At 45.7% G+C, this 26620-nt stretch carries 22 protein-coding genes; 19 read left to right on the top strand and 3 right to left on the bottom strand.

The annotated features are described in order from the left end of the window. Positions 1–61 precede the first annotated feature (61 nt). From AC50YO_RS14305 to AC50YO_RS14250, 12 genes are all read left to right on the top strand, one after another. A complete protein-coding gene (locus AC50YO_RS14305; RefSeq protein WP_494847924.1) occupies positions 62–1336 on the top strand; it encodes a TerD family protein in 1275 nt (424 codons plus the stop codon). Between the two features lie 21 nt (positions 1337–1357). Then, positions 1358–2158: a TerC family protein gene (locus AC50YO_RS14300; protein WP_494847922.1), complete on the top strand. Its 801-nt coding sequence runs from the start codon at positions 1358–1360 to the stop codon at positions 2156–2158. Between the two features lie 73 nt (positions 2159–2231). Beyond that, positions 2232–3437 carry an HpcH/HpaI aldolase/citrate lyase family protein gene (locus AC50YO_RS14295; protein ID WP_494847920.1) on the top strand — a complete coding sequence of 402 codons (1206 nt, stop codon included), beginning with the start codon at positions 2232–2234 and terminating at the stop codon, positions 3435–3437. Further along, positions 3379–4749: a phosphoribosyltransferase family protein gene (locus tag AC50YO_RS14290; protein WP_494847918.1), complete on the top strand. Its 1371-nt coding sequence runs from the start codon at positions 3379–3381 to the stop codon at positions 4747–4749. The genes AC50YO_RS14295 and AC50YO_RS14290 overlap by 59 nt, the downstream gene beginning before the upstream one ends. Before the next feature lie 17 nt (positions 4750–4766). Continuing rightward, positions 4767–5909, top strand: coding sequence for a cysteine protease StiP family protein (locus AC50YO_RS14285; RefSeq protein ID WP_494847916.1), 1143 nt, complete (start codon positions 4767–4769; stop codon positions 5907–5909). Beyond that, a complete protein-coding gene (locus tag AC50YO_RS14280; protein ID WP_494847914.1) occupies positions 5906–6739 on the top strand; it encodes an HAD family hydrolase in 834 nt (277 codons plus the stop codon). Before AC50YO_RS14285 ends, AC50YO_RS14280 begins: the two co-directional genes overlap by 4 nt. Continuing rightward, a complete protein-coding gene (locus AC50YO_RS14275) occupies positions 6736–7749 on the top strand; it encodes an ATP-grasp domain-containing protein (RefSeq protein WP_494847913.1) in 1014 nt (337 codons plus the stop codon). The genes AC50YO_RS14280 and AC50YO_RS14275 overlap by 4 nt, the downstream gene beginning before the upstream one ends. A 214-nt stretch (positions 7750–7963) precedes the next feature. Next, complete coding sequence (locus AC50YO_RS14270; protein ID WP_494847911.1) at positions 7964–8521, top strand: hypothetical protein; 558 nt, start codon at positions 7964–7966, stop codon at positions 8519–8521. A gap of 26 nt (positions 8522–8547) precedes the next feature. Then, positions 8548–9633 carry a toxic anion resistance protein gene (locus AC50YO_RS14265; RefSeq protein ID WP_494847910.1) on the top strand — a complete coding sequence of 362 codons (1086 nt, stop codon included), beginning with the start codon at positions 8548–8550 and terminating at the stop codon, positions 9631–9633. A gap of 307 nt (positions 9634–9940) precedes the next feature. Then, entirely contained in the window at positions 9941–10537 is a 597-nt protein-coding gene (locus AC50YO_RS14260; RefSeq protein ID WP_494847909.1) for a hypothetical protein, read from the top strand. A gap of 115 nt (positions 10538–10652) precedes the next feature. After that, positions 10653–10853 carry a hypothetical protein gene (locus AC50YO_RS14255; RefSeq protein WP_494847907.1) on the top strand — a complete coding sequence of 67 codons (201 nt, stop codon included), beginning with the start codon at positions 10653–10655 and terminating at the stop codon, positions 10851–10853. A 364-nt stretch (positions 10854–11217) separates the two neighbouring features. Next, positions 11218–12183: a GGDEF domain-containing protein gene (locus AC50YO_RS14250; protein ID WP_494847906.1), complete on the top strand. Its 966-nt coding sequence runs from the start codon at positions 11218–11220 to the stop codon at positions 12181–12183. 43 nt (positions 12184–12226) lie between these two features. Here AC50YO_RS14250 and AC50YO_RS14245 read toward each other — a convergent pair whose 3' ends face one another. Continuing rightward, positions 12227–15319, bottom strand: a complete 3093-nt coding sequence (locus AC50YO_RS14245) for a hybrid sensor histidine kinase/response regulator (RefSeq protein WP_494847905.1) — start codon at positions 15317–15319, stop codon at positions 12227–12229. 252 nt (positions 15320–15571) lie between these two features. On the opposite strand from AC50YO_RS14245, the gene AC50YO_RS14240 reads away from it, so the two are divergent. Continuing rightward, entirely contained in the window at positions 15572–16354 is a 783-nt protein-coding gene (locus AC50YO_RS14240; RefSeq protein ID WP_494847903.1) for a squalene/phytoene synthase family protein, read from the top strand. A gap of 96 nt (positions 16355–16450) precedes the next feature. Here AC50YO_RS14240 and AC50YO_RS14235 read toward each other — a convergent pair whose 3' ends face one another. Both AC50YO_RS14235 and AC50YO_RS14230 read right to left on the bottom strand, forming a co-directional pair. Beyond that, complete coding sequence (locus AC50YO_RS14235; RefSeq protein ID WP_494847902.1) at positions 16451–16744, bottom strand: hypothetical protein; 294 nt, start codon at positions 16742–16744, stop codon at positions 16451–16453. A 217-nt stretch (positions 16745–16961) separates the two neighbouring features. Next, the gene (locus tag AC50YO_RS14230) at positions 16962–17066 is read right to left on the bottom strand and encodes a YjcZ family sporulation protein (RefSeq protein WP_494847900.1); all 105 of its coding nucleotides are present in this window, start codon (positions 17064–17066) and stop codon (positions 16962–16964) included. A 143-nt stretch (positions 17067–17209) separates the two neighbouring features. Here AC50YO_RS14230 and AC50YO_RS14225 point away from each other — a divergent pair, with 143 nt between their 5' ends. From AC50YO_RS14225 to AC50YO_RS14200, 6 genes are all read left to right on the top strand, one after another. After that, the gene (locus tag AC50YO_RS14225) at positions 17210–18259 is read left to right on the top strand and encodes an LLM class flavin-dependent oxidoreductase (protein ID WP_494848117.1); all 1050 of its coding nucleotides are present in this window, start codon (positions 17210–17212) and stop codon (positions 18257–18259) included. Between the two features lie 1182 nt (positions 18260–19441). Continuing rightward, positions 19442–21142, top strand: coding sequence for an amylo-alpha-1,6-glucosidase (locus AC50YO_RS14220; RefSeq protein WP_494847899.1), 1701 nt, complete (start codon positions 19442–19444; stop codon positions 21140–21142). Between the two features lie 151 nt (positions 21143–21293). Continuing rightward, a complete protein-coding gene (locus AC50YO_RS14215) occupies positions 21294–23045 on the top strand; it encodes a sensor histidine kinase (RefSeq protein WP_494847898.1) in 1752 nt (583 codons plus the stop codon). Continuing rightward, on the top strand, positions 23020–24219 hold the full coding sequence (locus tag AC50YO_RS14210; RefSeq protein ID WP_494847897.1) for a response regulator transcription factor: 1200 nt from the start codon (positions 23020–23022) through the stop codon (positions 24217–24219). The genes AC50YO_RS14215 and AC50YO_RS14210 overlap by 26 nt, the downstream gene beginning before the upstream one ends. Before the next feature lie 146 nt (positions 24220–24365). Then, positions 24366–25616, top strand: a complete 1251-nt coding sequence (locus AC50YO_RS14205; protein WP_494848116.1) for an ABC transporter substrate-binding protein — start codon at positions 24366–24368, stop codon at positions 25614–25616. Between the two features lie 20 nt (positions 25617–25636). Next, on the top strand, positions 25637–26620 hold the full coding sequence (locus AC50YO_RS14200) for a carbohydrate ABC transporter permease (RefSeq protein WP_494847895.1): 984 nt from the start codon (positions 25637–25639) through the stop codon (positions 26618–26620).

Genomic DNA, 26620 nt, shown 5'->3' with positions numbered 1-26620 from the left:
GAGCCTCTTCAAGGTTGATGCTTCACCCTATTCCATAATGGAGAAGGGCGGCGGATCATACATGACAATCGCATTGATGAAGGGCCAGAAGGCTGACATAACGAAGAACAACCCGTCAACGAACAAAGTCGTTGTTGGAATGGGTTGGCAAGCAACCAGCGGAGTTGATGTGGATTTTTCAGCTTTTTTGCTGCGCGCATCCGGAAAAGTCTCAGGAGACGAAGATTTAATTTTTTATAGCAATCCGAATGGAGCAAGAGGAGCCGTAGGAATTGCTGGCAGCAACAAACGTACTTACAATGGCAAGACGGATCAGGAGCAAGTTATTGTGGACCTCTCTTCCATGCCGGGTGAGATCGAGCGTATTTCATTTACGTTGACCATCTATGAAGGGGAGGCGAGAAGGCAATCCTTCTCAAGCGTAAAGGGTGCATACATAAGGATCGTTGATGAAAGAAGCGGGCAAGAACTCCTTTACTATGATATTGGAAATAATTTCTCTGTCGAGACAGCAATAGTCGTCGGGGATTTATATAGATATAACGGTGAATGGAAATTCCACGCTGTAGGCTCCGGCTATTCTGGAGGGCTGTCAGCTCTTTGTCAAAGCTTCGGAATTGAGGTTACCGCGGAACCGACCATTGAGACGCCGAAACCAGCACCACCACCAACGCCAGTACCAAAACCAATCCCGACGCCAGCTCCCGCGCCACCAGCACCAGCATCACCGATCAGCCTCAGCAAAATCTCCTTAGAGAAACGCGGGGACAAGATCAATCTGCAGAAAGGCAGCGGTTCTCTTGGCGAGATCATCATCAATCTCAACTGGAATCAGCAGCAAAAAAAGACAAGCTTTTTTGGGCGTTCCAGCGGGCGTGTTGACCTTGATCTCGGCTGTCTCTTCGAATTGAAGAACGGAGCTAAGGGTACTGTTCAAGCACTTGGCAATTCTTTTGGCGACTTCTCTAGACCTCCTTATGTTTCTCTCGATGGAGATGATCGGACTGGCGCAATCACTACAGGTGAGAATCTGCGGATCAACGGCAACAAATTATCTGAGATTAAGAGAATCGTTGTCTATGCCTACATCTACGAAGGAGCAACGAATTGGGCGGAAGCGGATGGTGTCGTAACCGTGAAGCAAGCCGGGGGGCCGGAGATCGAAGTGCGCATGAACGAGCATAATGACCGTATGGGCATGTGTGCGATTGCTATGATTGAGAATGAAAATGATCAGACCTTCAGCATCAAACGGCTTGTTCAATATTTCTCAGGGCATCGGGAATTGGATCAGGCCTATGATTGGGGACTGCGTTGGGTTCAAGGAAGCAAATAGATATGACGGAGGTTGTAAAGAATGGCTGATTTTTTTAATAGTTTGATAGCCAATTTCGGGAATTTTTTTAGTTGGGAGAATTTATCTCAAGTTTTGAGTGACCCGACTAACTGGGGTATTATCGCAACACTCGTCATATTGGAAGGTTTATTATCCGCAGACAACGCTCTAGTACTCGCCGTTATGGTTAAGCATTTGCCGAAAGAACAGCAAAAGAAAGCTCTCTTATATGGTATTATAGGTGCTTATATTTTCCGTTTTATCGCGATTGGCGTCGGAGTCTACCTCGTACAGATTACATGGATCAAGGTTGCAGGTGGCCTATATCTCCTGTGGATTGCCCTCAGTAACCTGTTCCATTTGGAATTCAAGCTAGCGCGAGTTGGCAACATTCCTCTCATTCCTTACATTGGCAAAAAAGCCAAAGAGGGTGAAGAAAATGAAGAAGTTAAAAACAAAGGCTATGGTTTCTGGAGAACGGTACTTGCTGTTGAAATTATGGATATTGCGTTCAGTATTGACAGCGTTCTTGCAGCGTTTGGCGTAAGTGATCAAGTTTGGGTGCTTTTCCTTGGCGGTATTTTGGGCGTACTCATGATGCGCGGGGTTGCTCAAGTCTTCCTCAAACTTATTGATAAGTTCCCTGAGCTTGAAAAAGCAGCCTTCATTCTTATCATTATCATTGGTGCTAAGATGATTGCGGGTGCTTATGACTTCCATGTTGATCATGTATATTTCTTCGGTCTTATTATTGCCGTCTTTGCCGGCACAATGATTTATAGCATACAAAAGAAAAAACGTGTGGAATCAATAAAAGGATAATGTTTGATTGATTTTGATTTAATATCCCTCATAGCGGAATGAGGGGTATTTTTTTAATAGGAGGAGTCAACATATGAGGTATTTTAATTATCTCACAGACGAAGAGGAAGAGACGCTATTCCACACTATTCCAATGCATTTCGATAATCATGCTGACAAAGACGTGATTGCCCATGCCATTGGTGCCGCGCTATATATGCCTGCAACACGAGAGAATATAGCAGAAGATTTGATGAATCAAAAGTTGGAAGGCCTCGTCTCGATGGTCTTTGATCTTGAAGATGCCGTGGGCGATAATCAAGTTCTGGAAGCGGAAGAGACGTTGAAGCAAACGCTTAGGAAATTGACCCAATTTATTAGTAAAGGCAGCATTCAAGTAGAGCAAATTCCCTTAATGTTCATTCGGGTCAGATCGGTAATACAGTTTAAACGGCTGTTGTCCTTCTTTGAAGAGGAGATTACTTACATTACAGGCTTCGTATTTCCTAAGTTTAATGCAGAGACAGGCTCGGAGTACTTTGAGCTTCTCTCTCAATATAATAAAAGGAAGAGCCCGGATACTCCTACTGTATATGGCATGCCTATTATGGAAAGCGCTGAAATTATTTATCGGGAATCCCGAATTGATGCTCTGCAATCGATTTCAGCTGTATTGAATGATTACAAATCATATGTATTGAATGTTCGAATTGGCGCAACTGATTTCTCCAGCTTATTTGGTTTGAGAAGAAGTGCAGATCATACGATCTATGATATAGCGGTTATTCGTGATTGTATTGCGGATATCGTTAATGTGTTCGGAAGAATGGATAACAATTATGTGGTCTCGGGACCGGTATGGGAATATTTCAAGAGTGATCGCGTATTGAAGCCGCAGCTTCGGCAAACGCCGTTCGAAGAAAGCATGGGGCGTTCGGGAAGAGTGCTGCGAATGTCCTATATTAATCGTTATGTGGATGGGTTGATTCGAGAAGTAGCCATGGATAAAGAAAATGGCATAATCGGCAAAACGATTATTCATCCTACGCATATTAAGCCTGTCCAGTCGATGTATGTTGTCACGCATGAAGAGTATATGGATGCGCTGCATATAAACGGTAATAGTCACGGAGCAATTGGCGTGTTAAAGAGCCAATATGCCAACAAAATGAATGAAATGAAGCCCCATCGAACTTGGGCAGATCGAATTATTACGAGATCAAAAATATACGGGGTGCTGAATGAAAACCAAAACTTTACCAGCCTTCTCGCAGAAGATCGAGAGCCGGCAATCGTTTAACATACTTGGGGATTTGGAAGTAAGCATACAGGTAAAGAGCAATCCCTTTCAGATTCCTCTTGAATACTTATTTCATATGGCGGCAAGGATCAATAAAAACCGCAGCTTCTTATTTGTCAGCAAAGTGCTGGGCAAGCACATTCCAGTAGGCCCCAAAGCGTCTTTGCTGTCTGGAGCGGCATTAGGATTATTATTCAGAGAGTCAGAAGGCGAGGAGCTTCCAATTGAACTGGAGCAATTGCTGCAGGCCTTTGAATCACCCGAAGTGGCTGCAACAGTATATGAGCACCTTAGCTTGAACCCTATGCGTATACAAGAAAAAACGTTATTTATCGGTTTTGCTGAGACAGCTACTGCTCTGGGGCACAGCATGTTTGATGTGTTCGATGGGCCCATCACGTATCTTCATACGACGAGAGAGAATATTCCTTCTATGCTATCCCGCGTCGATTTTGAAGAGGAGCATTCCCATGCAACTACTCATCGCTGTTATGCGACTGATCCAGCATTGTTCGAGCAAGCAGAGACTATTGTCTTGGTCGATGACGAGATGACGACAGGCAAAACAGCCCTTAATATTATTGCGGACCTGCATGTGAAATATAAGAAAAGCAAATTTATTGTGGCGAGCCTGCTCGATTGGCGCTCTGACGAAGATATCCAGCGCTTTGCTGAGTTTGAAGAAAAATACAATCTGAAGATTCAATGCCTTTCTCTTGTATCTGGAGCCATCGAAGTAACAGGCTCGACTGGTATGATTGAGCATCAATATAGCAATACCGGTACTGAATATGAGGAAAGTTCCCAACGGATCAATGAAATTGATCTTTCTTCATGCTTTGCTAAACTCCCTATCGGTACCGGGGAAGTCAGCTATATTCACCATACTGGCCGATTCGGAATGACCAGCGAACAAGGCAGATTGCTGGATGCTGAGGTTAAGCAAGCGGCTTCTATTCTTAATCAGCACAAACAAGGCAAGCGAGTGCTTTGTATGGGAACAGGAGAGTTTATGTTCGTTCCTATGAAGATTGCAGCGGAGATGGATGGAGAGGTATGGTATCAATCGACGACAAGAAGCCCGATCTATCCGCATGCTGATGAGCGTTATGCAGTGCGTAATGGCTTCCGGTTTACATCACCGGAGCATCCGGAAGTTATGAATTTCATGTATAATATTCCACCTGCCCATTACGATGAGCTGTATCTTTTTATGGAACGGAAAGTACCTGAACAACAGATGAATGAGCTGAAGCAGATCTTATTATCCTTGAACATACCAAGGCTTAATCTTGTGTTTGCCAGCTGCTAACCGGAGGTCGTACAACCATGACTCAGAAGAACCATCAGTTGCCAATAGCTCCTCCAGACAGGATGGGGAGCTACAAGAAGGAGGATGCGATCTTCCTTCTGAAAGATCTTAGCCGAGTTTCTCTGGAGCAGCAGACACAAGATCGAGAGCGAGCTATGCAATCGGGTGGACATTATTCGGAGAGCCTGCCTATTGAGTATAAGCCGACGCCTGCCTACATTGAACTATTTCATGAGACGCTGAAGGAATCTGCCGACAAAATGGCAAGAGCAGTAGCGATCGTCTCTGAAATTATTGTCCATAACAAAGGCCTGAATCTTGTTCTAGCTTCTTTGGCTCGGGGAGGTACGCCTATCGGCGTATTGATCAAGCGTTATATTAAGCTTGTCTATAAGGTGGATGTTCCGCATTACAGCCTTTCGATTATTCGAGGCAAAGGAATAGATGAGAATGCTGTCCTTTATATGAACCAGCAGCATCCCGACCGCCGCATTCAATTCGTGGATGGCTGGACAGGCAAAGGGGCGATAAGGAAGGTGCTGATTGAGGCTTGTTCCAGCATCAACGACAAATATGGCTTACAGCTGGAGGATGATCTGGCTGTACTGGCGGACCCGGGCTGCTGCTCAGACATATTCGGCACTAGAGAAGATTATTTGATCCCAAGCGCATGCTTGAACTCTACCGTGTCCGGCCTGATAAGCCGTACTGTGCTAAGAGATGATCTGATTGGCCCTTATGATTTTCATGGAGCCAAATATTATGAGGAATGGCAAGCGGAGGATCTCTCGAATCTATTCGTAGATACGATTAGTGCTTATTTTGAATCGAATATTGCTATGGCAAAGCTAGAGGCTGACACGCATCGCATGAATCCAGCTGGCTATAAGGTTACATGGCGCGGCATGGAGGATATCAAGCGTATTCAGCAGCATTTTCAGATTGATAATGTGAATCTAGTGAAGCCTGGCGTAGGCGAGACGACTCGTGTGCTGCTCCGAAGAATTCCTTGGAAAATACTCGTCGACCGGTTGGACAACCCCAATCTTAGACATATATTGCTGCTGGCAAAGGATCGGAATGTTCCTGTAGAAGAATTCCCCGGACTTACCTATTCCTGCTGCGGCATTATTAAACCGCTAGAGGGGGGCTCCGAATGATATTCGCAAGCGATCTAGATCAGACGTTGATTTATTCAAGAAGATCAATGGGCGTTATATTGGAGGAGGAGCTTGACCTGGTTGAGCAGCTGGATGATAAGCCGTTGTCCTTCATGACCAGAACGGCGATCAATAAGCTCAGCGCCCTCCAAAAGCTCATTCATTTCGTTCCGGTAACGACACGTATACCGGCACAATACAACCGTATATTTGGAATGTCCCAGCTTTTCCGTCCTCAATATGCCATCATGAGCAATGGAGGAACTATACTCAAGGATGGACAGCCGGATCAGGAATGGAATGAACAGGTCAGGGGCCTCGTCAAAGAGCATTGCGCGGACCATTTGGAAGTCATTCATTTGTTTGATAGAATCGCGTCTGCGGACTGGGTGAAATCCATCGACCTGTGTGATGAACTGTTCTACTCCATACGTGTAGAGCGAACAGAAGTACCGCTGGGTGCTCTAGACAGCTTGAGGGAAAGCCTGCTGCCTCTAGGCTGGAGCCTTTCTTTGCAAGGAAGGAAGGTCTATCTTGTTCCAGACAAAGTAAGCAAGGGATCTGCCATGGCGTATGTCAAAGACAAATTGGCTGCAGGGTATCTCTATGCGGCAGGGGATAGTCTATTAGATGAAAGTCTGCTTATGACAGCGGATTATGCGTTAGCTCCTGCTCATGGTGAATTAAGAAGGTTTTACTCTGAGCATAAGCATATTCAATTCACGAGCAGCAGCGGAGCCAAGGCATCGGATGAAATTTTGGATCGAATTACGGAGCATGTCTTAACAAATGTACATTCCAAACCGGATAAGGAAGGTTGTTTTCAATGACACGCATTTATATGAATCGGTGGTTTTCGGTCGCTTACTTGTATATTAATATGATTCGGGATAATCCAGATGGGGAACAATTCAAGTTCTATGGCACACATCCAGATATAAATCATATGTCTTTGCAGGCCTCTGATGTCGTTGAGGTAGAGCCGGAAGTTACAGGACTAGAATATGTTGCATTCTGTGTGGATTTCTGCAAGCGCCATGAGATAGATGTGTTTATTCCAAGGCTGCATATGGAGGAAATAGCCCGGCATGCCGAGCTCTTCGATGAGATCGGCACCAAGGTAATGGTATGCAGAGATACAGAGCTGCTGGACTCCATGGTGGAGAAGGATAAATTTTACGAGGCACTGAGAGACAAAGAGCTTGTCGCCATTCCTGATTATCGCGTCGTTCAGAATGCCGAGGATTTCAAGCAGGCTTATGAAGAGCTTGTAGAGGCAGGGCATAAGGTATGCTTCAAGCCTACTAAATCCGAGGGCGGCATGGGCTTCCGCATTATTAACAATGAACGTGATCCGTTAGCGGAGTTATTCGGTTATGTTACCTTATCTACGACGTTCCGACAGGCTTATGAGACATTGGCGCTAACGGAACGCTTCAGTAACATCATGGTTATGGAGATGCTTGACGGACCAGAATATAGTATTGATTGTATTGCGAACGCCAAAGGAGAGCTGATTACCGCTATTCCTCGCCGCAAATCTACAGGTCGGGTCTATCTGCTCGAAGATAATGCAGAGCTGCTAGCTATTGCAGGCAGAATCGCCAGTGAGCTGCGTATTCCGTACGCCTTTAATATTCAGGTCCGTTACAGTAAAGGAATAGCTAAGCTGCTTGAGATTAATCCACGGATGTCCGGGGGCCTCTTCATTACTTGTCTATCCGGTGTGAATATGCCGTACTTGGCGATCAGGGCCGTTCTGGAAAAAACGATTGCGCCTCCTAATCCGAAGTTCGAAGTTAAGGCGGGTTATATTGAGCAGGCTGTTCAAATGCGATAACCTTGCTCCAAATATTTGACGAGAACCTGCTTTATTGGGGATAATGATAGGTAGGACATGAATAATGAGCAGTGGAGTTGTTATTGTAATGGAGGTGTTGTAACTGAACATACGCAAAAAAGATATTATCATTCCAGTAAGTGTATATATAGTCGGAATTATCGTCTATCTGATTTCTTCCGTATATATTGCATTAGCTATACCTACGATCGGAATGATTATTTTCATGGTCCTAAGGAATAAAAAGCAGCGTCAGCTTGAGAATGCGGCTGTACCGCAAGCACAGACTATTCCGCCAGCGCAACAGTCACCGCATCTACCGAATAATGCTCCGCAAGTAAAGGATTCTGCTGAAGCTCCGCCTATCACTACGGACCCAGAACTTGCGCAAGCCCTTGAGTACATCGGCATCATAGAGGATATGGTCTTGCTGGAAGGCGAGAACAACAGGCTTGACCCTGAGATCGTTCAGAAGACATTAGCCTTACTCGCTCGAATTAATCGCATCGTTCCTGATTTAATCGTTCTGGGAGATCCTCAAATCAATCACAATATCATTCGATTGATCCGCAAGGATATTAATTCTACGATTAATCCATTCCTGCGTCTGAGCGGCGAGGCAAAGCGGCAGAATCGCAGAATTTTATTGGATGGCATCAAAGACATTAATTCAAAATTGACGTCGTACACGACGACGATTGAACAAAAGGATCTTATGGAGTTAAGAACCAGGGCGGAATTAATTCAACAGCGATATGGCTATCACGATTAAACGATTAAGAGGGGAGAAATAAGCAAATGGCGAAGCAGCTCGTTCAAGTAAAAGAGGAAGATTATCAGAAGCTGGAGCAAGAAGTTCAGCTAACGATGCAAAAAGTAGCGACGACAGACACGAGTAATCTAGACACACTAATGGATGAGATCTCTAAGAGGGGACAGAAGACGTTAGAGAGGTCTGGTCAGACCTTGACGATGCTCGAGCGTCCGTTATCGGATCTGATGTCGGGCAAACGCTCAGAGGTTGCCAGCAATATGCTGAAGCTGCGTAATGAGGTGGAAGACCTTAGTCGAAGCAAGCAATTGAGCCTGATGCAAAAGCTGCTTAGAAAGACACCGATGAAGGCTTATATTTACAAGTATCAATCGGCCAAAACAAATGTGCAGGTCATTGTGAAATCGCTTCGCGATGGGCGCGACAATCTGGAAGAGAATGTTGTCCATATGCGTAATTTGAAAAGAAGCAGCTTGGAGAATGTCTATGAGCTTCAGTTGCTGATTGAATATGGCAATCGGATCAAGCAGATGTTCGAGGCCGAGATTCTCAAGCCAGAGAATGAGCTGCGCAAGTCTTATCTAGAGCGTGGTCTTCGCAAGGTTGTAACCCGCATTCAGACTTATACCGAGATGATTATGCTGTATCAGCAAGCGATCGCAGCAACTGATATCATTAACGATACGAATGACAAGCTGATGGACGCACTCGACAGCTCGATTGATAAGACACAGCATTTGATGTCTGTCTCTGTTCTTATTGCCAGTGCGATTGACGATCAGATGAAAGCGATAGACGCAGTTAATTCAACCAATGAGATGCTGGGCAATCAATTTGCCGAGAATGCTCGCTTGCTGAATGAAACGACCACAAGAGCGAATGAGGCACTCACAAAGCCTGCCATGAGCATGGAATTGGTTGAGAGAGCAATGTCAGATTTGTTCAGTGCAATGGATAAATATGAGAACTCCAACCGTCAGATCATTCAGACTGTGTCTCAGCAAACGGAGAAAATGACGCAGATTAACCAGCAGGTAGGACAACGATTAGGGATTAAGTCCTCTCAGGCTGAGCTGCAATCCACTAATACTTCTAAGGGCTTTTTAGAATAGCATATAGGCGCAGTGCAGAAACGAGCTGAGAAAGCTCGTTTTTTTGTTGCGCGCGTATGTAGAATTAGAGCGGTGGGAGATACTGTAATGATGGACTAACCGTCCGCATAGATTGATACAAACGAATGAGTGGGAGTGATCCTGTTGTTCGAGGGCATTTGTCTAGGAATATTTATCGCAGTCTGTATTGTAATCGCCAGTATAGAAAAGGCGGATTTCATCCTTCAAGAAAAAAAATAACATAGCTCATCATAGGCCTCTCTTTTGGTATAATGTAACTATATTATTCCATACGGGGGGTCTTCTTTTGGATTTTACCTTTGAGATTATTTCGGAGACGACAATAAATATTAGATTCAACTATGGAGGGGAATGGTTTACTTTTAATCTGTTCCATTCAGAGGAGGACCAGTGGATCCTGCATCCGTTTGATTCGATGCTTATTCGGAATAAGGATATGTCAAGACTCGTAATAGCGGATTTGCTGCAAAACAAGACCTTCCAAGTCATGCTTGCAAGGGAAGGCATTGTTATCTCTGAACTGAATACCTCCATTCCTCTTGGCAGAAGAACAGAGGAAGACATTCCCGAGCCTATTCCGCAGCCTAGAGGCTCTCGCTATGATTCCAACCCAGACATTATTATCGGAAATTCAGACTTCATTTCTTTGAATGGAATGGATATAGAGGAGCTCATTCAACATAATGACCTTGAAGATTTACTGCGGATGGAAATTAAAAATATTGATGAGCGACAAGCGATTTATAATCGAATATTGCAGATGATGTTTATGAACGATCTGGGCCCGGCAGACGCAGAATTTCAAAAGGTGCAGCAGGTCGTCAAGGGCTATGAAGAAGTCAAAAAACGGTTCCAAACGATGCTTAACGAAATAGAAAGCTAAGGGTTAATTCGAATTTTGTTCATATTATTCACTATTTTTTTTACTATAAACTTAAAAGCCTGCTATAATTATATTGCCTACGATGTAATTATTAGGCAAAAAGGGCAGGTGCCAAATGAAAACCAACGAGTTGGTCGGCTTTATTAGTTCAGCAGTTCTCTTACTGGCTGGTCTATATATGTTTCAGCATTATTCTCTTGTAGCCTTATCTTTTCTTTGCATGGCTAGCATTATCTTTCTCATTCTGATCACCAAACGAGCAGACAACAAGAAGAAACAAAAGAGAGATAGCAATTGGGATACTCCAATAAGCTAATGGAGATAAGTTAAGCTGCATCAGGGGAAATAGAGAAGATCCTTCATAAGTGTTCTTAGGAGAGTACGTTATACATATTGAATCTTGTAGATTCTACGCATTATTATTTTGCGGAGGATTGTCAAGGGATGATCTTTGAACATAAAATAGTAAAGCCTATCAAGATTATCATGTATATAGGACCGAAAACGATAAAATGATGCATAAAATAGGCCGAAATGCGATGATTGGGCTGAAGCAGAATGAATGCTGCTTCGCCTTTTTTTATTGCATTTATGTTTAGAAAGTGTACAGAATGGGCTGATATACTGAAAAGATAGAAAGACACGAGAAGTGTCGTGTAATCGGATCAGGAGTTGAGACCATGAATTGTATTCATTCCATCGATGAAGCAGCGGAGCAAATGATGAATACCATCATACAAATGCTTGGTGTCCCCTCGCTATTTATTGCCATAAATGATCGAGCAACCAGCCGCATTATAAAAGGTCGCAACAGCTTCGCTCAGAGTGTGAATGAGATGGACCAAGCATTAGCTGTTTTTCAGCCTTTGTGCAAGCTTATTATGGAACATTCATCTGTTCTCTGTATCCATCGGTTCAGTCAGGATAAACGAACGGCAGCACTTATAGATGATGAACAAGTTCGAAGCTGCTCCTTGACGGGAATAGCGGTTACCAGCTCCTCGGACCGAAATACAACGGTTATCATTGGTCTTGTTGATGCCGAGCCTATCCCTCTCGTCGAGTCACAGATTGCTCTATTACAGTCTTTAGCCGGATTGCTTGGATATCTAGTAGAGCTGGAAGAAGATCGAATGACGGATACGTTAACCGGGTTGTATAATCGGCGCTATCTGAGCAGGCTATGTGAAGAAATTCCGGATGCACCGCTTCGCGCCTTATTTATAGATATGAATGATTTCAAACAGGTGAATGATTCCTATGGCCATTATTGCGGGGATCTTGTCTTGCGCGAAATTGCCGATAGGCTTCATCGTACGATTGCGCCAGAGGATAGATTGATTCGATACGGCGGCGATGAATTTGTTGTTATCCAGCAGATTAATGACCGGAAGAATGGTGAGCTATCCTTCTTAGTGAATAAACTGAGACAGGAGCTAGGCCGCCATATGCTTCTGAATGGGCAGAACGTATGCTTATCCGCGAGCATTGGGGTTAGTTCGACATTGGAGAACGGGTATTCATTAGAACAGCTCATTAAAGAAGCTGATCGTGTTATGTATAGGGCTAAACATTATGACAAGCGGAAGGCTGTAACGAAATCACAGGATTTGTTGCCATCAGAGCTGCCGCTTGCTTCTGTATGAAAAAAGACAACATTCGATTCGTAATGAATCGAATGTTGTCTTTTTAATTAGAAATAGGGTTGTTTATGACTATTGGGATAGTGAAGGAGACCGTTGTTCCTTCTCCCGGTTTGCTTTGGATGGTTAGGCCCTTCCCATACATTTGCTTCAGTCTGCGGTCTGTATTCAACAATCCGATTCCTGTTCGCTTGTTTTTGTTGAAGGTAAGCAAATGGCTTGTCGTTTCTTCATCCATTCCTATCCCGTTGTCGGTAATCGAAATTTCGGTGTAAGTCGTTCTGCTACTAATTTGAATATGAACGGTTCCGCCTTTGGAACGGCTTAGTATGCCATGACGCAAGGCATTCTCCACCAGAGGCTGGATGGAGAGGGGCGGAAGATCCAGCTCAATGTCCGGCTCTACCTCCCATACTATTTCCAATCGGTCATCGAATCGTTCTTTCTCAATATAGAGGTAAGAACGGACCAGTTGCAGCTCGTGTACAAGAGGAACCAGCTTCTCGGAATTCCAATAGTCGTAGCTAATCCGCAAATAAGAGCTGAAGGCTTCGATCATATCATGCATTCTGCTCGTATCAATATCATTCAGAGCGATAATCGAATTCAGAGTATTAAATAAGAAATGCGGCTGGATCTGGGCCTGTAAATAAGCAGCCTCCATTCGTAGATGCTCACCAACGGACTGCTTCATTTCTGTTAGAGCTCGAACACGATACCGCAGTTCAAGAGCATCAACAGGCTTTGCTACGTAATCATTTGCTCCGGATAAGAAACCCGAGTAAATGTCCTCAGGCTGGCTCCTAGCTGTTAGGAGGAGAACGGGCAATTCTGAGATTGAATAGCGCTCGCGAATGATCCGAGTCACTTCATAGCCGGATATATGAGGCATCATAACATCAACTATAACCAGATCCCATTGGCCTTCCTCGATCTTCATGATGGCTTCTTTGCCGCTAGTTGCCGTTACAATCGTATACTGCTCTCGTTCTAATATATTAGACAGAACCTTTAGATTAACGGCATCATCATCTACAGCTAGTATTCGGGCTTTCCCAGCCATCACCGATGGGGGATCCAAACTCGGTAGTAGTACATTCTCTTCTGCTATAGAAAAAAGTGAAGTCTGGCTTGCCAGTGCTTCAACAGCAGTGGGAGCCGGTTCACAATTACGCTCCGATGCTTCGGCAAGGGGAAGAGAAAATGAAAATATGGAGCCTTTGTCCGGAGTGGATTTCACCGCTAGTTCTCCCCCATGCAGCTCGACTAATTGCTGGGAAATACTTAATCCTAGCCCAATGCCTCCGACAGGCGTGCTCTTGTCGTGAATGCCTTGTTCATAAGGCCGGAATATTCGAAGCTTCGTCTCTTCATCCATGCCTATCCCAGTATCTGACACATGAATGTAAGCCAAGCCATCATCCTTGATCTCCCCGTGAATGACAATTGTTCCTGTAGTCGTGAACTTAATCGAGTTATGAACAAGATTGAATAGAATTTGCACGACTCTTTTTTCATCTGCCCACACAGGAGGGAATGATTTGGGAATATCCATAATAAGCGAAATAGGCTTGCCTTCTGTCATAAAACGAAGCATATCAAGGACGCCTGAAGCTGCCGACTGCATACGCATGGAGGACGGATGAAGCGTTATTCGATTCTCTTTGAGCTGTGTCAAATCAAGCAAATCATTAAGTAAAAAGGACATTCGCCGTCCAATGGTAAGGAGCAGTTCCATGTCTTGTCTATTCTTATCCTGCAAGGTATCTTGTTCACCTGTTAGGATGGTTTGGGCAATGTTGATGATGCCATGGAGCGGTGTTCTTAACTCATGCGATGTATTGGCCAGGAAGTCATCTTTCAATTTATTCGTTCTTTGAAGCTCTTCGGCAAGCTGGGTCGTCTTTGCAACACTTTGGAAGTAATGCTTAAACCAGTAGGTCGCAAATCCAATGATTGCAATCATGATATCAATTGGATAAAAACTCCAGCCAGGCTCTTTGAAGCCTCCCCATATAATACTGGAGGTTAGACTACTAGCTGACAAAAGCAAGAATATGGCATTGTTTTGGTTTTTCAATATTAGGATTAAGATGAAATAAGGGACCATAACAGCCGGGAAAAGAATTAAGGACCTACAAATAAAGCTCCCATAAAAAGTCGTTTCTATTGGTGCCAAGAGAAGAACTGCCATATAAATGCCGCCTGCAATGGCATGCCAGCGAAAGATTTTTCCAATCTTGTAGGAGGGGAATATCTTCAGAATTAGTTGAAGCATGAAGACAGACATACCGACATACATGAACAGTCTCAGCTTTACACTCCATAAATAGTCGATTGGCAGCCACATGAGCAATATTTGATCGTCATCAGTTACGATACAGCCTGCAGAGAATAAGATGAAGAACAAGAAATAAATAAGTGCTTTTTGCCTGCGGTTGAATAAGTATAAAATACCTGCATACAGACTGTGCAGAAGCAGGACAATAAAGGTCACTAATTGAAAACCAACCGCATACATCCATTCATTGTCTACTGCTGCCTGTGAGCCTATCTTGATGGGAGCTGCTATTCCGCCTGCCCGAGGATTATCGAAATTGGCAACATGTATGACAAGCTCAATTGCATCTCGATCGGGCGTGAACAACAGGGTATAGGATTTATCTCTTGGTATGTACTGATCAGCTTGCTCGGCAGGCTTGCCCCATGTTGAGAGCAGCTTTCCATTAATAAATATGCTGGAGGAGGTTTCTATTCCCCGGACGTTGAATTGCAAGGGCTGCTCTGACCTTTCCCCGATAAGAATGCGTAATCGGTAGGAGCCGTAGCCATAAGCAGAATCGCCCTCGTTGCCCAAGGAAGAGCTCCAATCCGCAGGTACTTGAATATAAGACTTGATGCTGGATGAATCTATACCTCCTGTGTCAGTTGGTGTAAGCAATGTATTCGCATAAAATTCCCATTCGCCATCCATTGAAATGGCTCGATTATTCTCGAAATCCCAATCACGCAAATCAAGCACCCCTTGCTGGGCTGCTGGGTGTTCAGGTTCGGCATACCAGTAAAGCCAGGACAGACGCATGCCTGTGAGAACCAGTATAAAGAGAGCAGTTATAAGTATTAGTTTCCGTTTCGACATCATCCCTAATCATTCGACAGATGTTCCCTGTATCCTTCTCCTATTCATCCAGCTAATTCCAATAGTGGATGAGACGGTATTCACCTTGTAGAAGAACGATAGTTTCGAGCCGTACAAAGTAATCTTTTGATTCGGAAAAACGAGTATTCCATTTGGGGTCTTTCTTCAACGTATGTTATGATAGAGGTAGAAAATAAGCCATGTTCTTTTTTGGAGGGAATACTCATTAATAACGCTGTCCTAAATGATGCCATGACCATGTTAGAAAAGACGAGCAGGACATTCTATATTCCGATCAGTCGCTTGACTCCAGGCCTGCGTGAAGCTGTAACTTCAGGTTATCTGTGTATGAGAGCCATTGATGAGATTGAGGATCACCCCGCTCTTCCAGATGAATTGAAGGTTGGGCTTTTGTATGCTCTTCAACAGGCTATGCAAGCTGATAATGTTGTTGAAGCGACTCGTCAGGTATTGTCTCCACATCAAGCAGTTCTGCCGGATGTGACGATGCAGCTGCATGAGTGGGCGCTGCTATGTCCGCCTACGATAGCCCCTACGGTTTATCGTTATACGGCAGAGATGTCGAAGCAAATGGCGGAGTGGGTAGAGGCCGGCTTCAGCATTAAGACAGAAGAAGATCTTGATCGCTATACCTATAGCGTAGCAGGTATGGTAGGCGAGATGTTGGCTGAGCTGTGGCTGTGGTATGACGGGACAGAATCGGATATGAAGAAGGCCGTTGCATTCGGCAGAGGATTGCAGGCGGTCAACATTCTTCGCAACAAAGCAGAGGATCTCGAAAGAGGGGTTAGCTTCTATCCTGAGGGCTGGGACTTCAAGGAAATGCTGCAATATACTCGCCGCAATCTGAAGGTTGCAGATGAGTATATCGCAGAGCTGAAGGAAGGTCCTGCACTGGAGTTTTGTAAAATTCCGCTTTCCTTAGCACATGCGACGGTGAAGATTCTTACGGCAGGCGGCAACAAATTAACGAGAGCTGCCGTATTGAAGATTGTCAATCGCATCAGTGGATAAGAGAAATGAATCCATAGTTGAACGACGTGGATATCATAGGAAGCCTAGGAGGCAAGCTGCGCTGTAGCAGAATGCCTCTTCGTTCTTTCTATCTGCTTAATGCACCAGCGTTGCAGCAGGCAATTCCACGATCGTTCTCGGAAATTTATAGTCATTACGGTAGCAAGCGGTATCAGTGTCATACGAGGACTGGGAAAGCCGATGAGAGATCTCGAAGACGGGAAGATTCGGATTGACATGCAGAATTGATTCATAGAATGAGCATCTATTGAAATCAAAGTGTAAGGTAGAAATAATAATGACGCAATTCGTAAAGGTACAGCCAATAAAGCGAAAACCGTCAAAGCTGATTGTTTCATTCGTAAACTGCTGATTAATAATGGATTCCATTCATTTCACTCCTCGTAGTTGTTAGAGACAACATGAGAATGATTGTATCAGACTGGGAACAAATTATTTGTCATAACCTGGTCGTGGAACACATTTATTTACCGACAGGTTATGTCATGGATTCAGCAGACGGTATCTTTTATATGTACCTAGCCCATAATGACACAAAAGACCCATCGAATGGGTCTTTTGTGTTGGTTTTATTTCATAATAATGATTATCCACCGAAGAAGCCGCAGCTGCAAGCAATGATCACCAGCAGAATGAATAGAACAAGAATCGTACCTGTGTGATTGAATGCTCCACCAACGTAACCGGACATTATTACATGCACCTCCTTACGTCTTGACTACAATGTATCATATGATGCAGGAGCGGATTGTGACTGGGTGTTTGTGCCGGTAATAAATGCTGGCTGGCAATTATATTGGAAGTAAACGCAAAAAGACGGAATGGAGAGACGATATGCAAGCAGGTACATTTGAATTTGGCATTTACACCTTAGGAGACCTTGCCGTAAATCCATTGAATGGCAGCGCAGTAAGCGCTCATCAGAGAATCAAAGAAATTGTGGAAGCAGCAAAAATAGCAGACGATGCTGGATTGGATGTATTCGGTGTCGGGGAGCATCATCGGCTTGACTTTGCTGTATCCTCCCCACCCGTTTTGTTAGCAGCTATCGCTTCAAGGACAAATCGTATTCGCTTGACTAGTGCAACTACTGTACTCGGAACAGCGGACCCTGTCCGTGTGTTTGAAGACTTCGCTACGCTTGATCTCTTGTCAGATGGCAGGGCAGAAGTGATTGTCGGTCGTGGGGCTTATGTGGAATCCTTTCCTCTGTTCGGCTATGAATTAGCGCAATATAAAGAGCTGTTCACAGAGAAGCTGCAGCTCCTTATGAAGCTCAACAAGCATGAACGGGTAACTTGGAGCGGGCAGCTGCGTTCGGCTTTAATGGATGCGGAGATTGCGCCAAGACCGCTTCAGCAGCAATTGCCTATATGGGTTGGAGTAGGCGGCACTCCTGAGAGTGCTGCTCTTGCAGGCAGTTCTGGCGCGGGAATGGCATTGGCTTTGCTCGGCGGGGATCCCGCGAGATTTAAGCCTCTGGTAGAAAGGTATCAGGAAGCATCCTCGCAGGCTGGCTATCATCAAGCTAGAGTAGCGATTACAGGTCATTGTTATGTTGCACCGACCTGGGAGCAAGCACTTGATGATTTCTTCCCTCATTATGTGAGCTATTATAATCGCTTCTTGGGCGGCCTTTCACGGGGAGAATCCTTGTCTCGTGAACAGTTTGAGCGTAATGTTGGTCCCGGTACCGCGCTTCTAGTTGGCTGCCCAGAGCAAGTTGCCGAGAAAATAGTGGCGCAGCATAAGCTGTTCGGACATCACCGATTTATGGCGCAGATTGATATTGGAGGCCTGCCAATGTCTCGCATTGCTGCTTCGATTGAGCTGCTGGCTGGTGAAGTAGCACCTATTGTAAGGCGTGAGCTTAATAAGAAATAATTTTGGTGTAATTAAGGGGCTGCCCCGAAATTGTTTGGAGAGCCTCGAATGAACTATCCAATTTATTTTACTTACCAATTGCTCGCCAAGTAGTAGGTAAAGGAATAAAGCTAGATTACATGCTTGATGATTCTCTAGTGAGGCATTTTCACTAATTAGCGAAGCATGTTCCTTGATGGAACAAAATAAAAATTTTCCATTTAAGGATTTTATGAAGCAAGCAGCAATAGACCAAAAGGAAAATGGGGCTGTCCCAGAAGTAGCTCTACTCACTTGAAGAGACAGCGTACTTACTAGAAATTTGGTGAAAATTTAAGAAATGGCGATGCTAAGGAGGTTATTCCTGCACCGCCATTTCTGCTGTGTGGTCTTATTGTTGTCTTCTTGAGTAACGGCAGGTGAGCGACAGCCACCGAGCCTCAAAGCTCACTTTTGGCAATCCTCGAAGCAGAAAACGCCGGACATCGTCGGTTGTTCTTAATTTGTTCGAACACCTACACCGATTTATTCCTTCTTCATGGAAGGTGGCGTCTGGTTCATGCAGCTGTTCCAATCGCCGCCCTGAAAAAAGAAAGGACTGTCCAAAAAGGCAGGCTCCTAAGCCAGAGAAGGAATGTCATGTACAAATTAAGGAATACAATTGCTCTATCTCACTGCTCAAACAGATAAAAAGGGCCAACAGTGAAGTTATGTTCACTAGTGGAGCAGATCGGTTTCCGACTACTGAATATAGCTGACGTTATCTTCGACATGCCCCCAAATCAAGTCTGTTTTTACGAAAAACGTTTTCTAAAATAGAGTAAGCTCTTCCTATGCGCCATCTGAAGCGTAAGGGATAAAGCTCTTAAAGCTCCTAGAGCTTTAAGCCCTTCTACTTCTAAAAATACCTGCGAAGGAAAGAAGTTGCCCCAAAATCATCTTCATGACTTTTGGGGCAGCCCTATTTTCATGTTTTCGTTGAAAGTGAGCCATCTCTCCAGCGAACTTCATGCTTTCAGGACAGACCCATTTGATTAGGCAGCTCATGAATCATACAAAAGAACGGGTTTAATCTAACAAAATGACACGGATTCGATCTCTAATGACAAAATGGCGAATAGACGGAAACAACTGTCCGTTTGTTCAAGCCATTCCTTCAGGTACACTGAAAGCGCATACTTTCTAGTGAAGGAGCCCATACCTATGAACTTTGATCTAAATGTAGTTCCCTTCAGCAGAAGAGGATCGTTCCTAGCGATATCTCTCCTGCCTGAGGCAAAGGATAGACAACAAGGCTTATACCTCCGAACTGTTCGCGGCGGCGACGATAAATTCGGGGAAGCCTTTCTAATTGAAATGCTGGATAGTAACGGTGAGTCTCTGCCTTATACGATCGAGGCTGCTCCAGAACGAATTCTACTTCATTCGGCAACCGGAAGCGCAGAGCTCTGTATCGAGGGCCGCAGCACCTTCCGAATCCGCACGAGCGGCTGCGGCATTCGGCTTACCTTCCGGCCGGCAGCGTATGATTATGCTTACGAGGTCACAGACCGTAGCTGGGAAGTGAACAGCTTTACGCATGAATGTCGCTTCATGCTCACCAAGCTGCAGGGTGAGCTCAAGATGGAAGTCCCATGGGACAAAATCAAAAGCTCCCGTATTGTAGCGGAATTCATTCCAAGTACAGGCCAGGATACAGCCGAGTTCGCTATCGAAGAGTTCCGTACCGTGCAGGAGCCGAGACTCGAATGGGCATCCTTCGATGATGTAGTCAGCCAGACTCGTACAGAATTTTCGGCATGGCTGGACAATAGCCTTTCGGTCTCGGAGAGCTTCCAGGCGGGGCGTGAATTAGCTGCCTATATCACTTGGTCCTGCCTTGTTCCAGCCGAAGGCTGTCTGACGCGTCCAGCTATGTATATGTCGAAAAACTGGATGACGAATATTTGGAGCTGGGATCACTGCTTTAATGCGATGGCACTCGTGAGCCATGATCCGAAGCTTGCCTGGGACCAATTCATGATCTTTTTCGATCGGCAGGACGAAAGCGGGTTAATACCGGATTTCATTAATGATAAGTATGAACTGTGGAACTGCAACAAGCCGCCGATTCATGGCTGGACCTTGGCTTGGATGATGGCAAGAACAGATTTCATCCAGCTGGAGCAGCTTCAGGAGGTATACGGCCCATTATCCAAATGGACAAACTGGTGGTTCCGTTATCGCGACGGCGATGGAGATGGAATACCGCAGTACAATCATGGCAATGATTGCGGCTGGGACAATAGTACCGCATTCAATAATGGCATTCCAGTGGAAAGCCCAGATTTGGCGGCCTTCCTCATCCTGCAGACCGAGCTGCTAGGCGATATCGCTGAAAAGCTGGATAAGGCAGAGGAAGCCTCCGAATGGCGCCAGCTTGCTAAGGACACACTAGACAAAATGATTAATCACTTCTGGAAAGACGGACGCTTCACGGCTTGTCGTTCTGGTACTCATGAGCTTTCTGAAGGCGACAGCCTGCTGTTGTTTGTACCAATCTTGCTCGGCAAGCGCCTGCCGGATGAGATTCGCCTTGCGCTCCTCGAAGGCCTGAGAGATGAGACAAGATTCCTTACGGCGAACGGATGGGCAACGGAAAGCATCAACAGCCCTTACTATTTGCCAGACGGTTATTGGAGAGGGCCGATTTGGGCTCCTTCAACCATGCTGCTAGTAGAAGGCGTTCATGCTGCGGGAGATCGAGAGCTCGCTGAGGAAGTTTCTCGACGCTTTTGCACGATGCTTAATCGAAGCGGCATGGCGGAGAACTTCGATGCCCTTACAGGAGAAGGACTGCGGGACCGTGCCTTCACTTGGACGTCGAGCGTATTCCTGATACTGGGCAATGAGTACGCTACCTAAACAAAAGAATGCACTTCCCTTCGCATATGGCGGCTGAAGGGGAGTGCTTTTCCTATTATAAGACTGGATGATGGTTACATGTTCGGTATGCGAAGGCCATGATACACTAAATTTATTCTTACAGTAGAGAAAACAAGGGGGATAGCCTGGTATGTTTCAAGCGATGTTGAAGCGTTTGACGAGCCGCCGATGGTCGGGCTCCTACCGAAGCATTCGAACGAAGCTGCTATTTTGTTTTCTGGTCGTAACACTCATCCCGCTTTTTGTACTCGGGGGCTTGTCTTACTATCAATCGGCCAACGTTATTAATTCGCAATTCGGCAAATATGGAGACAATGCAGTTGCACAGCTAGAGGAGCAAATCAGCTCCTATCTTAACCGGATGAACCAGACGACTGAGACGATTTATTCTTACCTGCTTAATCCTGCGAGCGAAATACTTGGAGAAGCTGCTCCAATCGCCTATAAAGAAATTGTAGCAAAAAATGATTTTGAAACCGTGTTGAAAGCGCTTCAAACAGACCGTACGAAGGGCATCTATATTATTACCCCATCTGGTTATTATTATGGAGAGAATAATCTGGATGTGGCCAAGCTTCATGATATTCCAATATGGGCATCGCTTCCTGCTGAATTGAGGGAAAAATATTGGCTCGGATTTTATCCACAGAAGCACAGCATGATTGATACGGATAATACGGGACAGCCGTTGTTGGGTTTAGTTGTTCCAATCAATAATCCGTATGGTGCGCTGCAGGGCAGTCGAATACTCATTGAGGAGAATGCCGACGATCTGCTGCATATGTTCCGTTTATTCGAGAGCGATACGAAGGCCCATCTCTCCATTGCTGACCCGCAAGGAAGGATGATCTATGCTAGCGCAGGAGCCTTCGTGCCAGAAGAGAGCGATATTGTGTGGCACAAGACACTCCCCGAGAATCGTTGGACGATTGAAGCACGGCTTCCTGCCAAGGAATTTTATCGTTCGTCTGCACTAATACGGTCGTATACGATCATGCTTGCGATTCTTTCGTGCTTGCTGGCATTTGGGCTAGCCTATTTCTTCTCCTCGCACTTCACAGGGAGAATTCGCCGTTTGAAGGATGCGATGCAGAAGGTAAGCTTCGGCAAGCTGCATACGAGAACTATGGTCAAAAGCAAGGATGAACTGGGCAGCCTGGATTCGAGCTTTAACAGCATGGTTCGAGGCATTCAGTCGCTTATTCAGGAGGTTGAACGCAGCGAGCGGCTCAAAAAAGAAGCGGAATTGAAAGCTTTTCATTATCAGATTAATCCGCATCTATTGTTCAATACGTTGAATTCGATTCAATGGAAAGCAAGGCTGCAGGGCGCCGAGGACATTCGCGAGATGCTCTATCATCTAACAATGGTGCTCGAGGGCAATCTCGATATTACGCAGGAGCTTATTCCAATCGGCAGAGAGCTTCAAATGATCGAGCATTTTCTCAAAATCCAAGAGATTAGATATGGCTCCGTATTCCACTATGAGCTGGAATGTGAAGACTCATTGAAGCAATATCTCATTCCGCGGATGACGCTGCAGCCTTTGTTCGAAAATATATTTTTCCATGGCTTCGAGGATGGTGAAGGGACCATTCACTTAACTGTAAAAGAGGAAGGCAATCATATTGTGCTGAGGCTAGCGGATAATGGCGCTGGCATTCCGCCGGACAAATTGAAGCGGCTGCATATGGCAGGCACTCAGCAGCGTAAAGGCCGAGGAGGGCTCGGTGTACAAAACGCTAATCAAAAGTTCAAGCTTCACTTCGGAATACAATACGGGCTCTCGGTAAACTCAACGCTGGGCAAAGGGACAACCATCACGATTCGATGGCCGAAAAGGGAGGAATATTCGCATGGAAACGACGAGCAGCAGCATTAAAGTATTAATTGCAGATGATGAGAGCATTGTCAGAAAAGGACTGAAGTCTACGGTGCCGTGGGCTAAATACGGAATGGAGGTTGTGGCGGACGCAGCCAATGGGCGAAAAGCATGGGAAGCCTTCCAGGAGCATCGGCCGCAGGTTGTCATTACGGATATTGTTATGCCGGAGATGGATGGCATCGCTTTTTGCCGCAAGGTGAAGGAGGCTGCCCCGAATACGAAAATTATTTTGCTAAGCTGCCATAGAGATTTCGAGTATGCCCAGCAAGGCATCAAGCTGGGAGCTTCCGGCTATTTGCTGAAGACTGCCTTTGAAGATGAAGAGCTGGAGGGCATGCTGGAGAGGTTTCAGCGAGAGCTTGCAGAGGCTGCTCCGAGCAGTGAGGAATCTGGTGAAGATAGGGAGGAGCGTCTAGGCAGTATGCTCTATGCCTGGTTGAACGGGCACAGCGACAAATTTGCCGATGAAATGCGGAAGCGCGCTGCAGGCGTATGGCGGTTTGAGGGGCAGCCTGCTTATCTTTATTTGGTCAAGACATCTGGCTGCGATCAAAAATGGCCGGAGCTGGTGAAGGATGCACCTAGCGAGGAGCAGGAAATCTGTCAAGGCGCGTTCATTCCGTTCGGTGAGAACCGCTGCTATATTCTCGTGCCGCAAGCATGCAGGGAGACGGTTGAAAGCTTGCTCATCGAACGCAAGAGCAGAATGGCCAAGCTGCACTGGGCCAAGCGAGGACCGCTTGTAAGTGCGGAGGAAAGGCTGGAGGCGTTCACTGCCCTGCATAAAGAAGCTGAGATTGAGAAAGCCTACGACGTAACGGTGACAGATTGGCCGGAGCCGATCTGGAAAGCAGTTCGGCTATTGCATGAGCATCCTTCTGCCGAATGGTCGGTCAGCGACGTTGCAAGCCAAGTGGGGCTGAGCCGCAGCCATTTTTCCATCCTGTTCAAAAAAGCACTGGGCGACAGCTTCGTTGCCTTCCAATATAAGCGCAAGCTCAAGCTTGCCTATGGGCTGCTGAGGGATACGACGCTTACGATGCAGGATATTGCGGAGCGTACGGGTCTTGGAGACAGCAAATATTTCAGTAAATGGTTCAAGCGGTGTACGGGCCAGACCCCAAGCGAATACCGCATCCAACAAAAAGGCGGCGAGTCTCGAACAGAATGACACCCGCCCCTTCTTATCGAACAAAAACGCACAAACATTCGAATAGATGTCCGTGTTGAACCGCTTTCATTTTAGATACAATGAAAGCGGTTCAATTATTATCTACTCATGAATAGGGGAGCTGCCAAGTGAAGAAGAGATTACCGATGATAGTTCTGGCAACAACGCTGGCGATGACCATGCTGTCCGCTTGCGGCAGCAACAATGAAAACGCTAACGGAGAAAAGGACCAAGGTGGGAAGGGCGAAACGAAGACATTGCGATTCGCGACCTGGGACACAGGTGATGCGCTCAAGATTCAGCAGGATATCGCCAAAAACTTCGAAGCAAAACACCCAGGCACGAAGGTACAGGTAGAGGCGTATGCAGATGGCTTCGATCAGAAGCTGGCAGCGGGCTTTGGCGCTACGAATCCTCCCGATGTCATGTATATGTGGGATTTTCCAACTTACCATCAATCGCTTGAGCCGCTAGACAGTTACGCTAACGATGATAAGGATCTGAATAAAGACGACTTCTATGCAGGATTGTTCAACTACAGCATGATCGACAACAAGCTTTATGGCATTCCAGCTGGGTTCACGACCCGAGTGATGTATTATAACAAAAAAATGTTTGATGATGCGTCCATTCCTTATCCTAAAGATGGTTGGACATGGACAGAGTTTAATGAAATTTCTAAGAAACTGACAGATAAATCGAAGAAGCAGTACGGCTTCGGCGTTCGTGCCGAGAATGATACGTATGATCTGCAAGGCTTCGTATGGAGTAATGGCGGTGCATATTTGTCCGACGATGGCAAAACGGTAGAAGGCCATATGAATGGTAAAGAAACGGTAGAAGCCATTCAATTATTCGGCAATATGCTCAAGGATGGTTCAGCGGTGCTGACTGGCGGCAAAGGCCAGCAGAGCGGCGAGGATATTTTCAAAGGCGGCAAAATTGCAATGTGGGAAAGTGGCATCTGGCCGCTCGAAACGTTCCGGGCTGCAGGCATAGATGTAGGTACGGTTGAAATGCCAGCGTTCGAGGGCAAGCCGGTTAAAGGGGTAGTAGCCGAATCTGCATTGTCCATTGCCAAGGATTCGAAGCAAAAGGATCTGGCTTGGGAATTTATCAAATATTACGTATCTGATGAAGCGATCAAGATGCGCGTAGCGGACTTGCCTGTACGGATTAGCGTCGTTAATGAGCTGAAGAAGGATCAAGACCCGTTGTATAAGCCTTACTACACGATGCTCGAGCGTTCCGACAATACACCAGCATTCCTGCTTAATCCGAAGTGGAATGAAGTGAACCGACAGCTCTCTGCTGCGGTAGAAGCCGTTGTTCATGGCAGTGATGCACAAGAGGCGCTTAATCAAGCTGTTGAAGAAAGCGCACGTTACTTGAAATAAAGATAGAAGGAGGTTAGGAGATGGCTGAGACCTACGTGCAGCATGCAGGGGAACCAGCGGTCAGCTTCAAGCCTAAAAGGAAACGCAAATGGGGTGGGGTAGCTCCCTACCTCTTCATTTTCCCTTGGATCTTCGGATTCCTCGTATTCACTTTAGGGCCGTTGCTGTTCTCGCTGGTTATTTCATTTTTTGATTGGCCGATCGTTGGTCAAGTAAAGTTTATCGGTTTGGGCAATTACAAGGATATGTTCACAGATGATCCGTTATTCTGGACATCCTTGGGCGTTACACTGAAATTTGCAGCTTTATTTGTTCCTCTGAATATTATAGTTGCTTTGGGACTTGCGATACTGCTGAATCAGAAGACGCGCGGAAGCGCGATATTCAGAACCGCTTTTTATTTGCCTTCGGTTATTTCGGGCGTTGCGCTGGCGATGATCTGGGCTTGGGTGTACAGCGGTGATTATGGCATTCTGAACTATTTTCTATCACTCTTCGGAATTACAGGGCCAGATTGGCTGAATGAAAAGAACTGGTCTCTCGTAGCTATGGTTGTTGCAAGCCTATGGGGACAAGGCTCGATGATGCTTATCTTTTTGGCTGGGCTCAAGGGCATACCAAAAGATTTATATGAATCAGCATCCATGGATGGCGCGAGCGTGCTCAGACAGTTTGTAAGCGTAACCATTCCGATGCTTACTCCAACGATTCTATTCAATTTGATTACGTCTATAATCGCAGCGTTCCAGCAGCTGACGTTGGCACTCCTCCTTACTGGAGGCGGCCCAATGAAAGCGACTTACTTCTATGCGATGTACATGTACGAGAACGCGTTCAAATATTACAAAATGGGCTATTCCGCAGCCAATGCATGGTTCATGTTCCTGATCGTTCTTAGCCTGACGTTCCTCGTCTTCAAATCGTCCGAGGCGTGGGTGTTCTACGAAGGCGAAATGAAGCGGAAGCCAATTAAGAAAACGAAGTCGAATGGTAGGAGGCGCTAG

The organism is Paenibacillus sp. J22P59, assembly GCF_059383895.1.
The sequence above is the reverse complement of the archived record's forward strand: the minus strand, read 5'-3'. Positions and strand labels throughout refer to the sequence as shown.

Coding starts and splice junctions, on each gene's coding strand:
- AC50YO_RS14305 (WP_494847924.1), top strand. CDS start 62: ATGACAATCGCATTGATGAAGGGCCAGAAGGCTGACATAACGAAGAAC.
- AC50YO_RS14300 (WP_494847922.1), top strand. CDS start 1,358: ATGGCTGATTTTTTTAATAGTTTGATAGCCAATTTCGGGAATTTTTTT.
- AC50YO_RS14295 (WP_494847920.1), top strand. CDS start 2,232: ATGAGGTATTTTAATTATCTCACAGACGAAGAGGAAGAGACGCTATTC.
- AC50YO_RS14290 (WP_494847918.1), top strand. CDS start 3,379: ATGAAAACCAAAACTTTACCAGCCTTCTCGCAGAAGATCGAGAGCCGG.
- AC50YO_RS14285 (WP_494847916.1), top strand. CDS start 4,767: ATGACTCAGAAGAACCATCAGTTGCCAATAGCTCCTCCAGACAGGATG.
- AC50YO_RS14280 (WP_494847914.1), top strand. CDS start 5,906: ATGATATTCGCAAGCGATCTAGATCAGACGTTGATTTATTCAAGAAGA.
- AC50YO_RS14275 (WP_494847913.1), top strand. CDS start 6,736: ATGACACGCATTTATATGAATCGGTGGTTTTCGGTCGCTTACTTGTAT.
- AC50YO_RS14270 (WP_494847911.1), top strand. CDS start 7,964: ATGATTATTTTCATGGTCCTAAGGAATAAAAAGCAGCGTCAGCTTGAG.
- AC50YO_RS14265 (WP_494847910.1), top strand. CDS start 8,548: ATGGCGAAGCAGCTCGTTCAAGTAAAAGAGGAAGATTATCAGAAGCTG.
- AC50YO_RS14255 (WP_494847907.1), top strand. CDS start 10,653: ATGAAAACCAACGAGTTGGTCGGCTTTATTAGTTCAGCAGTTCTCTTA.
- AC50YO_RS14250 (WP_494847906.1), top strand. CDS start 11,218: ATGAATTGTATTCATTCCATCGATGAAGCAGCGGAGCAAATGATGAAT.
- AC50YO_RS14245 (WP_494847905.1), bottom strand. CDS start 15,319: ATGTCGAAACGGAAACTAATACTTATAACTGCTCTCTTTATACTGGTT.
- AC50YO_RS14240 (WP_494847903.1), top strand. CDS start 15,572: ATGACCATGTTAGAAAAGACGAGCAGGACATTCTATATTCCGATCAGT.
- AC50YO_RS14235 (WP_494847902.1), bottom strand. CDS start 16,744: ATGGAATCCATTATTAATCAGCAGTTTACGAATGAAACAATCAGCTTT.
- AC50YO_RS14230 (WP_494847900.1), bottom strand. CDS start 17,066: ATGTCCGGTTACGTTGGTGGAGCATTCAATCACACAGGTACGATTCTT.
- AC50YO_RS14225 (WP_494848117.1), top strand. CDS start 17,210: ATGCAAGCAGGTACATTTGAATTTGGCATTTACACCTTAGGAGACCTT.
- AC50YO_RS14220 (WP_494847899.1), top strand. CDS start 19,442: ATGAACTTTGATCTAAATGTAGTTCCCTTCAGCAGAAGAGGATCGTTC.
- AC50YO_RS14215 (WP_494847898.1), top strand. CDS start 21,294: ATGTTTCAAGCGATGTTGAAGCGTTTGACGAGCCGCCGATGGTCGGGC.
- AC50YO_RS14210 (WP_494847897.1), top strand. CDS start 23,020: ATGGAAACGACGAGCAGCAGCATTAAAGTATTAATTGCAGATGATGAG.
- AC50YO_RS14205 (WP_494848116.1), top strand. CDS start 24,366: ATGATAGTTCTGGCAACAACGCTGGCGATGACCATGCTGTCCGCTTGC.
- AC50YO_RS14200 (WP_494847895.1), top strand. CDS start 25,637: ATGGCTGAGACCTACGTGCAGCATGCAGGGGAACCAGCGGTCAGCTTC.